Genomic DNA, 12,227 nt, shown 5'->3' with positions numbered 1-12,227 from the left:
CTCAGGCGGGCCGGTCAGTTGAACTGTTCGGCGGAAAAACGGGTGATGCCGTTGGCACCCACAGCCAATACGCTGCCGTCAGCCAACGGCAGCAGCTCGGTCAGTGGAAATCGGTGCTCAGCGCGGACGCGTTGGAAGCTATGGCCCCCATCGCGGCTCAACCAGCCGCTACCAGCGGCATCGGTCAGCAGCAGCGAACCATCGGGCAACAGGCTGCCAGCGGTCAGACTCTGGCTGGTGGGTATGGCTAGCTGCCGCCAGTGTTGCCCACCGTCGTCAGAAGCGAAGGCATGGCCGCGCAGGCCAAAAGCGAACAGCTGGCTGGCATCGCTCAATAGGCCGAAGTAGCTGCCCTCATAAGGCTGGTCGAGACGCTCCAGCTGGTTTACTTCCGCATCGCTGCGATACAGGCCACCCATTTCTCCGGCCATGTACAGCGCATCGCCTACCGCCAGTATGGCGTTGACATGGCTCTGTTCGGTGCCCTCCATCAGGCTGAGTAACGGCGACCAGCTCGCCCCGCCATCACTGCTGCGAACGCCCAGCCCGTAGGCACCAACCGCAACCACTGACTGCTGCCCCAGGCACTGGACATCCAGGAATGGCTTGTCCGGGCCATCCTCGACCAGCACTTCGGTACTGTATTCCAGCTCGGAGCCCTGCTCCCGGGCCTGCTGGTAAGCCGCCTCGGCAAAGCGCTGGCCATCGTATTGCAACGCCCAATTGTTACCGGCGTCCGCTGTATGCAACACCACGCCACGATGCCCGACCGCCCAGCCGCGCTGGCCATCGGTAAAACACACCGAGGTCAACGTCACGCTCACCGGGGATGGCCTCTGTTGCCAGCTGGCGCCCTGGTCGTCGGAGACGATGATATGGCCCCGCTCACCCACTGCCACCAGACGCTCTCCGGCCCAGGCAACGGCGCTGAGCATCGAGCGGGGTGCCAGTTCGGAGAGGGTCGCAGGCCGGCTCAGGGTGTCCGGCAACTCAGCAGCCAGACCGGTAACTGGCGTAGCGGCCAGGGCGGTGAGAACCAGCAAGCAAGCCAGGCTTGTTCCAATCTTGTTATTCATTCCGCAACTCCTCGCAAGGCGGAATTGCCCCGGCATTGGCCGGGGCAATGGATCAATCAACGGCCACTCATGCGCAGCAGCGATTGCGGTGAGAAGTAGCTTTCGGTGCGTTTGGGCACCATGCTGAATTGGCTACCCTTCACGTCCGTCCCCATGGCGCAGTTGTAAACCCAGGCACGGGTGCGGTGATCGTGGAAGAAACCACCACAGAAGTTCACAGTTGCCGGAATGTCCGGAGCCACAAACGGCGTGTTCACCGAGGTGCGCCACAGGCTGCCTTCGGCATCCCAACCATCAAAGATGGCTGTGCCCCAGGTGTCCTCGTTGAAGTAGAACTTGCGCTTGGGTACCGCGTGACGGCTGCCCGGCTTGAGGATGGCATCCACTTCCCAGACGCGGTGCAGTTCCCAGCGCACCAGATCCGGGTTGGCATGCCGCTCGCCCAGTACCTCGGCATCGCTGTGCGCCAGCATCGCGTTGTTGTTGTAGGGGATGATCATTTCCCGCTTGCCGATCAGGTTCCAGTCATAGCGCTCCGGGGAGCCGCCGTAACCGAAGGTTTCATCAACGAAGTTGGTGCCGGAAGCCACCACGTTGGGCGTATCGAAGTTGATGCTCGGCGCCTGACGCACCCGGCGCTGGCCCACCAGGTATTGCCACAGGGTACGGCCCTGATGGTAATCAAGGGTGTTGTGCACCATCAGCGCTTCGCCAGCACGGAAAGCCGGTTCGTAGGCCAGCTGAATGGCCAGCATGTATTTGGGGTTGGGCGTGCTCTCTGCCGAACCGTCAGCGTAGTAATAGGGATACTGGGCGTAGTCCCGCGCGGCGGTGGCCAGAATACGGCGGCCTTCACCAGTAGTGGTCCAGACCTGGTAACGCGCCTCGGTGGACTCGCCACGCCACTGCAGCTGATGGTTCCAGACCAGCTCGATACCGGTCTTCGGAATCGGGAATGGCACACCACCATAGGCGCCGCGCACGGTCAGGCCGTCATTCTCCAGGGTCGCGTTGGTCGCGTTCTTGAAGGTGTTGTCATACACCCACTGCGGTGCGGAGGCGGTACGTCGGGTCGGGTAGACATCAATCCGGAAGGTATCCGGGTTGTCCTTGAACAGCTGAACCACACCGGCTGCCAGCTTGTCCTGATGCTCGGCCAGGTTGGCGGCGGTGATCGAGTACAGCGGCTTGTCGTCGGCGAAGGGATCAAAGTCCCGGTGGCCGTTCTGGAAGCCAGCCGGCACCGTGCTGTAACCGCCATCCCACGCCGGAATGGTGCCCTCGGCATTACCGGCGCGCTCGGCGCCCAGCGGGGTCAAGGTGGAGTTGAGCTGGGCGGCTTCCTCGGGGCTCACCGCCGCGCCGGCGGTACCTACGCTCAGCGCCAGCACGGAAAGGCAAAGAGCAAATCGACGAATATTATTGTTATGCATGATCAGGCCTCAGAACGTGTAGGAAGCATTCAGGGAAATGAAATCGCGGTCGCCATTGGTCTGCTTGTAGGTCTTGACGCCGGTGGTGGCTCCAATTGCCTCGACAAACTCGGGGTTGTTGACCCTGTCAGTCGGCCCGTAGAAACCGTTGTAGGACAGCGCCACGGTGAGCCGCTTGAGATACTCGGCAGATACGCCCACGTTGAACCCACCACCCTTGGCCTGACTGAACCCACCCACTGCGGAAGAACGGCCATCAATGCCGTAGCTCACGCCCATGGGCGCGGACAGGTCGATACCGTCGAACACCTGGAACCAGGTCGGGGTGAATACCACACGCATGGCGGTAGCATCGCGGGTATTGTTGGGATCCAGCCACTCGCGGTTCTTGGTCACGCTCAGGGTGCGGTTCCATGCCAACTCACCCATCAGTGAGGCGGTATCCCAGAAACGTCCCTGGGGCATGATCTGAATCATGCTGACCTGGGCATGGGCAGTGTTACCCACGGCGTACAGCGGGTTGCTGTCGTTGTCGTGGTCACCCGTCAGGTCAGTCATGGTCAGGCTGACCAGCGGCGCATTACGGCGGATCGAGCCCTCGAATGCGACGTTGGCATCACCGATACCGGTGGTGGCGCTGAAGCCGTAGGCGCGCACGTCTTCGGGGAAGACCAGCATGTGCTCCCCCACCACCAGATCACCGGCTACGCCAGGCTGGGGTACGGCGAACGGGCGGGTCTGTACCTGGAAGTTCTTGTCGTGGTAGTTGATGGCATACAGGCCGAAGTCGGTATCGATGCTGTCAGCCCGGTAGCGCAGCTGGAAGCCCCACTGCCCGGAGTCACGTGCTTCGATATCCTTTGTGCGGTACAGCGAGATGTCCGGATCCAGGCCAGCGATGATGCGCTCGCCGCCGCCATCCAGCAGATCCACGGGGCTGAAATAGCTGCCGGCCGCCGGAATACGCGTGCGCTCCCACTCGAACTGGTAGTACGCACCCAGCGACAATGCCGGGGTCAGCTGAAGGTCACCGGAAATCTGCTTGACCGGTAGCACCAGTTCCTTGAACTGCGAGTTGGGTGCGGACAGGGCCTGAATGGCGTTGATCGGCATCATGCCGCCGGCGATACCGTTATTACCAAAGAACAGGCTCTCGCCGTACAGCAGCGAGTGCTGACCAACACGCAGCACGCCCCAGATGTCCTCGGTCAGGTTGAAGTCCGAATAGACGAAGGCGTCGCGCAGCTCGGCGTCGCGGCCATGCAGGTCGCGGGTTTCATCGGTAAATTCGTTGTAATCCACCGACAGGCTGTTGGCACTTTCCGGATTGTCGTGGTCGTTCTTGCGGTTATACACCCGGTCATACCAGGCGGCACCACTGACCCGCACACCCATGCCACGGTAATTGACGTCGAACTCGGAGAACAGGTCGACGCGGTTATTGATCATCGAGCCCTTGTCGAAGTTACGGTTGCCGTCATCCAGCGTGGGGTCGGCCAGCAGTCGGCTTTTCTGGTCCTGCACACGCCAGGCGGCGTTGTACTTGACGTTGGTATCCAGGCGGATACGCAGCTCATCGTTGTTGGTATCAAACTGGAATGCATGGGCTGGCAATGCAGAACAGAGCACAATGGCAGCACTGAGTGCCGACAGCTGAAACGTCTTGTTCAACCTTGGATAAGACATAAAGCACCTCAGATAGGGGCGGTACACCGCCTTTTATTTTTATTGCCGTGGCAACCGCACCTGCGGCTGCCACGATCTATCCGGGGGTCACCCCCCAAATCCATCAGTCGTTCAGCGAAACCGGTTCCAGCCCGAATACCATGGGTGGAAGCTGCTGACCGAGCAGGTAAGCACCCAACATGCCTGCGGTGTCGTCGGCGTTCTGGGTAATGTGGTTGGACGCGGCGATAACGTCGCGCAGGATGCGTTGCAGCGGGTTGCTCAGATAGATACCCCGGGCCGAGGTCGCCTTGAACAGCAGCATTACCGCCTCCTCGCAGTCCCGCCCTACCCGCGCGATATCCAGCATGTGGTGAACCCGGTCGTAGGTCGGCACCAGCTCGCCACGCTCAACGATCTCGGTGGTTTCAGCCATCATCTGCAACAGGCGCGCACGGGCCGAACGCACCCGTACCACCGCGTTACCGAGACGATCCTTGACGTAGGGGCTGAGCGAGGCGTTGCTGCCATCCAGGGTGCTGGTGCGCACTTTCATCTGGCGGATGTACTCGTCGATGCCACCCTGGGCCATACCCACGATCACCGCCGATACCGAACCGAAGAAGATCTGGTTGAAGGGATACAGGAAATGGGTGCCGCGATCGTCCTTGTCATACTGGATCAGGCTGTGCACCCGGTGGTAGGGCACGAAGGTACCCTTGACCACCAGACTCTTGCTGCCGGTACCGGCCAGGCCGAATACATGCCAGTCATCCTCGATCTCATAATCGGTCGCCGGTACCAGCATGGACAGACGATCAATGACGTTGCCCTGGGCATCACGGCGCAGACCGCCAAGGAACGCCCAAGCGCCATGATCACAACCACTGGAGGTTTTCCAGATGCCGCTGATCTGATAGCCGCCCTCCACTTCCTCGACCTTGCCAAAGGGCGGATAGGACGAGGCGATGATGGTCCTGTCGTCGGTGCCCCAGACATCTGCGCAGGCCTGATCCGGCAGGCTGCCGAACTCCCACTGGTGCACACCGAGAATCATCATGTTCCAGGCACTGCTGCCGCAGCCGCGGCCCAGTTCCATCAACACCTTGTAGAATACCGCCGGGTTCATTTCATAACCGCCAAAGCGGGCCGGTTGCAGGATCCTGAAGAAGCCCGCCTCCACGAAAGCCTTGATGGTTTCCGGCGATACCATGCGGTTCTTCTCGACCGATTCGGCCTTCTCCAGCAGCATGGGAATCATGTCACGGGCACGCTGAACCAGCTCTGCCTCGGTCGGTATGTCATTGATATTGGCGGTGGCGGTTTTCAGTGCGGTAGTCATATCGGTTCTCACTTTGTTTTTATTGGCGCTATCGGTCAGGCAGAATTGCGGCTCAGGCAAGCGCGGCAAACTGGCCATTGAAATAAATCAGGGGGTCCTGTTCCTCCATCTGGCCGGTCACACGGATGACCTCGCAGAGGAACATGTCGTGGGTGCTGGCCGGAATGGCCTCGACCACTCGGCACTCGAAGCTGGCCAGCGCGTCGGTCAGCACCGGCACCTGGCTGATACCCGGCATCCAGCCGCCCTCATCAAAACGTTGCTCACCGGCCACGCCTTCCACCATCCCGGCAAAGCGCCGGGCAATGGACTCCTGGCGGCAGCCGAGCACATTCACGCTCAGATGGCGGGCACGGGTAATCACGCCATGGGCGTACACATTGCGATTGACACACACCAGCAGCCGCGGCGGGTCGGCGGTCACCGAGCACACCGCCGTGGCGGTGAGGCCGGCCCGCTGGCCGTCGCTGCCACTGGCAATCACCACGCAATGGCCGGCCAGGTTACGCATGGCCTTGCAGAAATCGCCGGTAGCCACCGGCAGGTGTTCACGGGCGGACCTCATCATCGCGACCTGGGCATTCATACGCTTACCCGCCCGGTCGACAGGAACTCGACCATCACCTGGTTGAACTCGGCGGGGGACTCATACTGCGGCCAGTGACCGGCCAGTTTCTTCATCACGTACAGCTGCCCCCGGGCCAGACGCGGCAGGGCGGACTCGGCGGCAGCAACATCATGGATCGGGTTGTGACTGGTCCACAGCAACAGTGACTCGCACTGCACCTTCTCCAGCTCGATCATGTCCGGGGTCCCGCCCTCGTTGACCTTTTTCAGGCGGCCATACACCAGCGGCGCGCTGGCCTGAAAATCCGGGCGGGAGTAGATCGCCAGGCGCGAACCGACCAGCTCCTCGTTGAGCAGGTCCCAATTGCCCTCGTACAACAGCCACTGCATGCGTGCCAGCACGCTGTCCCGGGTCGGCTGCTGACCGGAGCTGCGCGCCGATAGCTCGGCCAGATTCTTCAGATCCTGGCGGCCCTTGTCGCTGACAATCGGGATACCGCCGGTGGTGTTGAACACCGCACGCAGGATGCGCCCGGGGTAGCGCACGGCAAAGCCGCCGGTGACCACGCCGCCCAGCGATTCGCCAGAGATGTGCGCACGCTCGATGTCCAGCACGTCCATGAGCTCACGCAATTGCTCGACGTAATCGCTGATCGAGTACTCGATATCCAGTTTCTTCGCCGACAGGCCGTGGCCGACGTAGTCGAAGGCGATGACATGGTAGTGTTCACCCAGCGCTACCACGTTCTTCGCATAGGCTTCCAGGTGACCACCGATGCCGTGCATCAGGATCAACGCTTCGGGTTTGCCCTTGCCGGCTTCGGCAATGCGAGTGCGGCCATAGGTGGGCAGGTCGATATAGCGAATCTCTGCGCCAAGAAAATCCAACCAGATGCTCATATTCTTGTTCTCCAGTAATGCCAGGCTCAGGACAGCGGATGTTCTTCGGTTTCCGGGGGCGGAACCAGGTTGCGCTTGTGGCCCCAGTCGCTCATCTGGTGATAGGTGCGCACCTCCCAGTCGTCTTCATCGATGACGATGCCGCCCCAACCCATTTCGAAGTTGAAACCGGAGGGGGTCTGGGCGTAGAAGGAGAACATCTTGTCGTTCGGGTGATGCCCCAGCTCGAGCACGATCGGGATCCCGGCCTTGACGGCGCGGTCATAGGCCAGCCCAACATCATCCATTTCCTCGACCTGCACCATGAAGTGGTTGAGCACCTTGGCGGTGGGCGCTTCCGCAGTGGCGATGGAATGGTGACGACCGGTGCGGGTGTGGAAAAAGGTTGCTTCGACCATCATGCCCGGCTGTACTTCCTGGCGGATGTAATCGCTGACACGGAATTTCAGTACGTTCTTGTAAAAGTCCACTGTCTCCGGACCATTTCCTCGATTGGCGAAGGGGAGGATATGGCCGACGCCAAGATTACCGGTGACAAAGCCGCCCTTGAGCACGCTGGAACGGAACTGGTCGCGCAGCAAGGCAACCCCATGCCCGAAGAAGAACTCGTGATCGAAACCATTGGGATCAGCACAGCGGTAGCCCTTCTCGATATGCCGCAGTGCACACTGCTCCGCGGTCAGGGGCTGCAGTTGCACGTCCTTGCCGCGCAGCTCGGCGACGTACTCCTCCAGCTCCTGCTCGCTGGTGAATTCCCAACCGGCGGCAATGATGTCGTCTACCGGGTTTTGTTCAAGGAAGAAGCGCTGCTGGTATTCGTCCATGCGCAGGGTCATGCTGGTAGCGTCGCGCCGGCCCACCTGCATACCGAGAATATCGGTGGCGAATACTTCCCATTTATCAAGGTTGCTGACGCCGAAACCGACGTAGCCCAAAGCAGAAATCTCAGCCACAGTGCTATCTCCGTTATTCTTGTTTTCTTGTCCAACACCAGGACTGAGATGTGACTCAGGCCTGTGTCCCGTTGTACAAGAGAGATAGCAACGGCTGTGCCATATTTCTCATCGTTCGACTTGTATGCTTTTAACTCCTTATATTTCAATTTGTTAGCCGACACACCTAAATTAATTCTGCCGTAAGACTGCAAGCCCACTCATAATCAATTTCATGAGTTTTCAGAAGCCTGAGATTTTTTAATATGAAAATTCACTATTTAATTCAATTACATTGAATAATGCATTCAGGAAAACATGCCGCCGTGCGGCGCCATCAGGCAGCTCTGGTTCTGGTACTATTTCCCTCGCGTGGCAGAACGACATCCCTGCCCGGCCAACAACAATAATGGTGATCAAGATGTCTCCTACTACTCATGGCAAGAGCGGGCCCCATTCGCTCAAGGATGTGATTACCGACCTGCGTTTTCCTGACATGCAGGATCTTGCCGAGCATCTGTATTTCAATCCCGAGCAGGGCATGATCTGGCTCGGCGACAAGCGCATGCTGCTGCTGCACGCTGAAGCCTTCGGCGCACTGCGTCAGGAACTGCTGGAAACCCTGGGCGTTGAAAAGACCCGGGGGCTGCTGACCCGCATCGGCTATCTGAGCGGCACCCGCAGCGCCGAGCTGGCGATCAAGACCCGGCAGAGCGGCTCGCAACTGGACATCCTCGCCGCCGGTGCCCAGATTCACTCACTGTGCGGCATGCTCGAGATCGAGCCGGTGCGTATCGAAGTCGATCCGCACAAAGGCTACCTGTATGGCGAATTCATCTGGAAACACTCGCTGGAGAGCGACCTGCACCTGGCGACCCACGGGCAAAGTCACGACCCGGTGTGCTGGATGGCGACCGGCAACAGTTCGGCCTTCCTTACCCGGTTGATGGGCAAGCGCATTCTGGTACGCGAGGCCGAGTGCGTTGCCCGGGGCGACGCGGTATGCCGGGCCGTGGCCCGGCCCGTGGAGGACTGGGAAGATGCCGACGACGATCTGCAGTACTTCCAGCCGCGCAGCGCCAGCTCGGACCGCAAACCTGCCGCTCGCAGCGAGTTTGCCGGCATGCAGCAGGGCAAGGCGCCTTTCGGTCTGGAATTCGAACAGCAGCCCCACGTTGAGCTGGACCGGCCGGTAGGCAGCTCTGCCGCCTACCACGCGGTACTGCACAAGATTCTGCGTGTGGCCTCGACCAATGCTACTGTGTTGCTGCTCGGCGAAAGCGGCGTCGGCAAGACCATGTTCGCCCATGAGGTTCATGCCAACAGCCGCCGGGCCCACGCACCCTTCGTCGAGATCAACTGTGCCGCCATCCCCGATACGCTGATCGAGTCCGAACTGTTCGGGGTACAGCGCGGCGCCTATTCGGGCGCTACCGAGGCCCGCCCCGGGCGTTTCGAGATTGCCGATGGCGGCACCATCTTCCTCGACGAGATCGGCACCCTGAGCATGACCGCCCAGGGCAAGCTGCTGCGCGTACTGCAGAGCGGTGAGCTGGAGCGGCTGGGCAGCACCAAGACGCTGAAGATCGATGTGCGGGTGATTGCCGCGACCAACGAGAATCTGGCCGAGGCGGTCAAGGAGGGGCGCTTTCGCAGCGACCTGTTCTACCGCCTGAATGTCTTCCCGGTGACCATAGCGCCGCTGCGCGAACGCAGGGACGATCTGCCCTTGCTGCTGGATCGTTTCGTCAACCACCTGTGCCAGCAACATGGGCGGCAACTGGTAGGCATCACTCCGCGCGCCCTGCAGGCAATCCTCGATTACTCCTGGCCGGGCAATATCCGCGAATTCGAGAACGTCATCGAACGTGCGGTGATCCTGGCCGACGACGGTGACACCATCGACCTGCGCCACCTGGCCGGTCTGGAGGCCAACCAGGGCGAGCGCCAATCGGGAACTGTCAGCTGGGATCAGGCACCGGGCATCGGTATTCGTCTGCCGGAGGCCACCACCAGCCCGGAGGGCTGCAACGATTCTGCTGCCGTCGGCCCCTCGCTGGATCAGACCGCAGCACGCCTGTTGCAGCAACGGCCGGTGTCGCTGAACGAGGTGGAGGATGCCTTCGTCCGTGCCGCCATGCACTTGGCCCAGCAGAACATCACCCGCGCCGCCGCCCTGCTCGGCCTGACCCGGGCGCAGATGGATTATCGCCTGAAGAAGATGGCGAGCAAGGGGTCGGGCGACAACTGAGCGGCGGCTGTCGGCGCGCAGATGCTCGCCAGCCCGGGCGGGGATTCAGCGGCTGCTGCGCCCCATGCTCCGGGCCGCAGGCAGCACCGCCAGGAACATCAACGCCAGCAGGACAAACAGGATCCGGTACGACACATCGGCCGCAGCGCTCTGGCTCAACGCCGCCAGCAAGGCACCGATCAGCGTGATACCCAGCGCCCCGCCCGCCTGCCGGGTCATGGTGGTGACGGCGGTTCCACGGCGCAGCATGGGTTCCGGCACCGCTCTGGCCATGCTGGTATACAGCCCCGGAATGATCATGCCCAGGGCGAAGCGGCTGATGATGATACCCAACCCGACGCTCCACAGCCCGCCCGGCCAGGCCAGCAGCAGGTTGGACAGGGCAAAGCAGCCCAGGCCGATCAGCACCACCAGCTGCGAGGAAAACCTGTCCACCAGCCGCCCGGACAGGGCAATGCTCGCCGCCAGTGCCAGACCACCGAGCAACAGCAGGTTGCCGGTAATCACCGCCGAGTGGTTCAGGCCATGCTGCAGCAGGAGTGGGATGAGAAAGATCGAGCCGTACATGCCGATGCCGTAGACCAGGGTCACCAGCAGCCCCCTGGCAAACGCCGGGTGCGACAGCAGCTGCGGGTCGATCAACGGCTGCTCATGGCGGCGCAGGCGTAGCCAGAAACACCGCAGCAGAGCACACCAGGTCAGCGCCAGCCCGCAGGCCAGCCAGACCGACTCCTCAAGCACCACCGGCCAGACGAACACCATGCCCACCAGCACCGCCAGAAAACCCAGCCCGGCAAAATCCAGCCGCCCGTTGGCCGGGCCGCCAGCGCTGTCGCCCGGTCGACACCAGACAATCAGACCCAGCGCCAGCAGAGCCGGCGGCACACCCAGCCAGAAGGTGTAACGCCAGTCGCTGTACTCGACAACAAAACCGGCCAGCGTCGGCCCCAGCGCCGGGGCCATGACCACACCGAGACTGAACATCGACAGGGTCCGCCCCTGACGGGCCGGGTCGGAGGTTTCCAGTACCAGGAACAGCGACAGCGGCTGCATGATGCCGGCACACAACCCCTGCAGACCGCGCACCCCCAGCATGGCGGCGAAGCTGTCGGACAACCCGGCCGCAACCGATACCAGCAGATACACCAGCAACAGCCGGGAGAACACCCGCCAGGCACCGAAGCGGTCGGCCAGCCATGCGGCCAGCGGTGCGCAGACCACGGTCAGCCCGAGAAACACCGACGAGAAGGATTGTGCCAGCCGATGGCTGATACCGAACTCCTCCATCATCGGCGCAATCGCTACATTGATGGTGGTCGCCGACATCACCACCGCAAAACTGCCGATACCCAGTGCGGCAATACTCATGCGCGATGCCCGTGCGCTCACCTTCACCTCCGCAAACAAAAAACCCGGTCTCAATATGCAAGACCGGGCCGCAATTCACCACCCAATGACAGGTTGTGAGTTACACAAAGGCCGACTCGGAAGTGGCCATGGAGCAGAAGCGGGCGATACTGGCCAACGAGTTGGCATGTTCCTGTTCGTTGGGGCCGGCGCAGCAATCCTCCAGTACCACCACATCGAAGTCACGGTCATGGGCATCGCGGACGGTCGCCTGAACCACCGCCTGGGTGCTCACGCCGCTGCAGTAGATGCGCTCGATGCCTTCGCGCTTGAGCAGCAGTTCCAGCCTGGTCTGATAGAACGGCGAAACCCGATGCTTGACGATGTCCCAGTCCTCCGGCTGCGGCGCCAGATCCTCATGCACCTGACCGCCCCAGGCGTTCATCTTCAAGATGCCGTTCTTGGCAATAGGACCGAAGACTTGGGAGTTGGGGTTGGCTTCACGGTGATCATCCGAGAAAGCCACACGCACGAAGCCCACCTGAATACCCTTGGCACGCGCCCGGGCAATGGCGCTTGCGGTGCGCTGAATCACCTCACGGCGCTGGATATCAGCCTGCATCGGCGCCTGGCCGCTGGCTCCGTCGGCGTGAACCAGATCGTTCTGCATATCCAGAACCAGGTAAATACTCTTCATTTCAATCGTCCTTATGG

The 12,227-nt window shown here is 61.4% G+C and carries 10 protein-coding genes; 1 reads left to right on the top strand and 9 read right to left on the bottom strand.

Annotated elements, in window-relative coordinates; translation table 11 throughout:
- Nucleotides 1-14 precede the first annotated feature (14 nt).
- From VF673_RS09675 to VF673_RS09645, 7 genes are all read right to left on the bottom strand, one after another.
- On the bottom strand, nt 15-1,076 hold the full coding sequence (locus VF673_RS09675; RefSeq protein ID WP_440291783.1) for a WD40/YVTN/BNR-like repeat-containing protein: 1,062 nt from the start codon (nt 1,074-1,076) through the stop codon (nt 15-17).
- A 56-nt stretch (nt 1,077-1,132) separates the two neighbouring features.
- Nucleotides 1,133-2,509 (bottom strand): DUF1329 domain-containing protein, encoded by a 1,377-nt coding sequence (locus VF673_RS09670; RefSeq protein WP_440291782.1) that lies wholly within the window; start codon nt 2,507-2,509, stop codon nt 1,133-1,135.
- A gap of 9 nt (nt 2,510-2,518) precedes the next feature.
- Nucleotides 2,519-4,195 carry a DUF1302 domain-containing protein gene (locus VF673_RS09665; RefSeq protein ID WP_440291781.1) on the bottom strand — a complete coding sequence of 559 codons (1,677 nt, stop codon included), beginning with the start codon at nt 4,193-4,195 and terminating at the stop codon, nt 2,519-2,521.
- A 103-nt stretch (nt 4,196-4,298) separates the two neighbouring features.
- Nucleotides 4,299-5,516 (bottom strand): acyl-CoA dehydrogenase family protein, encoded by a 1,218-nt coding sequence (locus VF673_RS09660; RefSeq protein ID WP_440291780.1) that lies wholly within the window; start codon nt 5,514-5,516, stop codon nt 4,299-4,301.
- Between the two features lie 52 nt (nt 5,517-5,568).
- Complete coding sequence (locus VF673_RS09655; RefSeq protein WP_440291779.1) at nt 5,569-6,102, bottom strand: flavin reductase family protein; 534 nt, start codon at nt 6,100-6,102, stop codon at nt 5,569-5,571.
- A complete protein-coding gene (locus tag VF673_RS09650) occupies nt 6,099-6,983 on the bottom strand; it encodes an alpha/beta fold hydrolase (protein WP_440291778.1) in 885 nt (294 codons plus the stop codon). The genes VF673_RS09655 and VF673_RS09650 overlap by 4 nt, the downstream gene beginning before the upstream one ends.
- A gap of 26 nt (nt 6,984-7,009) precedes the next feature.
- Nucleotides 7,010-7,936, bottom strand: a complete 927-nt coding sequence (locus VF673_RS09645; RefSeq protein WP_440291777.1) for a VOC family protein — start codon at nt 7,934-7,936, stop codon at nt 7,010-7,012.
- Nucleotides 7,937-8,336: 400 nt separating this feature from the next.
- On the opposite strand from VF673_RS09645, the gene VF673_RS09640 reads away from it, so the two are divergent.
- Entirely contained in the window at nt 8,337-10,166 is a 1,830-nt protein-coding gene (locus VF673_RS09640) for a sigma 54-interacting transcriptional regulator (RefSeq protein ID WP_440291776.1), read from the top strand.
- Nucleotides 10,167-10,211: 45 nt separating this feature from the next.
- On the opposite strand, the gene VF673_RS09635 is transcribed toward VF673_RS09640, so the two are convergent.
- Nucleotides 10,212-11,555 carry an MFS transporter gene (locus VF673_RS09635; protein ID WP_440291775.1) on the bottom strand — a complete coding sequence of 448 codons (1,344 nt, stop codon included), beginning with the start codon at nt 11,553-11,555 and terminating at the stop codon, nt 10,212-10,214.
- A 79-nt stretch (nt 11,556-11,634) separates the two neighbouring features.
- Nucleotides 11,635-12,210, bottom strand: coding sequence for a cysteine hydrolase family protein (locus VF673_RS09630; protein WP_440291774.1), 576 nt, complete (start codon nt 12,208-12,210; stop codon nt 11,635-11,637).
- Between the last annotated feature and the right edge of the window lie 17 nt (nt 12,211-12,227).

Source organism: Halopseudomonas sp. Lyrl_26, assembly GCF_051948695.1.
GTDB classification, from domain to species: domain Bacteria; phylum Pseudomonadota; class Gammaproteobacteria; order Pseudomonadales; family Pseudomonadaceae; genus Halopseudomonas; species Halopseudomonas formosensis.
The sequence above is the reverse complement of the archived record's forward strand: the minus strand, read 5'-3'. Positions and strand labels throughout refer to the sequence as shown.

What these genes read in the sequence shown, in the direction of transcription:
- VF673_RS09675 (WP_440291783.1), bottom strand. Translation starts at nt 1,076, where the DNA reads ATGAATAACAAGATTGGAACAAGCCTGGCTTGCTTGCTGGTTCTCACC.
- VF673_RS09670 (WP_440291782.1), bottom strand. Translation starts at nt 2,509, where the DNA reads ATGCATAACAATAATATTCGTCGATTTGCTCTTTGCCTTTCCGTGCTG.
- VF673_RS09665 (WP_440291781.1), bottom strand. Translation starts at nt 4,195, where the DNA reads ATGTCTTATCCAAGGTTGAACAAGACGTTTCAGCTGTCGGCACTCAGT.
- VF673_RS09660 (WP_440291780.1), bottom strand. Translation starts at nt 5,516, where the DNA reads ATGACTACCGCACTGAAAACCGCCACCGCCAATATCAATGACATACCG.
- VF673_RS09655 (WP_440291779.1), bottom strand. Translation starts at nt 6,102, where the DNA reads ATGAATGCCCAGGTCGCGATGATGAGGTCCGCCCGTGAACACCTGCCG.
- VF673_RS09650 (WP_440291778.1), bottom strand. Translation starts at nt 6,983, where the DNA reads ATGAGCATCTGGTTGGATTTTCTTGGCGCAGAGATTCGCTATATCGAC.
- VF673_RS09640 (WP_440291776.1), top strand. Translation starts at nt 8,337, where the DNA reads ATGTCTCCTACTACTCATGGCAAGAGCGGGCCCCATTCGCTCAAGGAT.
- VF673_RS09630 (WP_440291774.1), bottom strand. Translation starts at nt 12,210, where the DNA reads ATGAAGAGTATTTACCTGGTTCTGGATATGCAGAACGATCTGGTTCAC.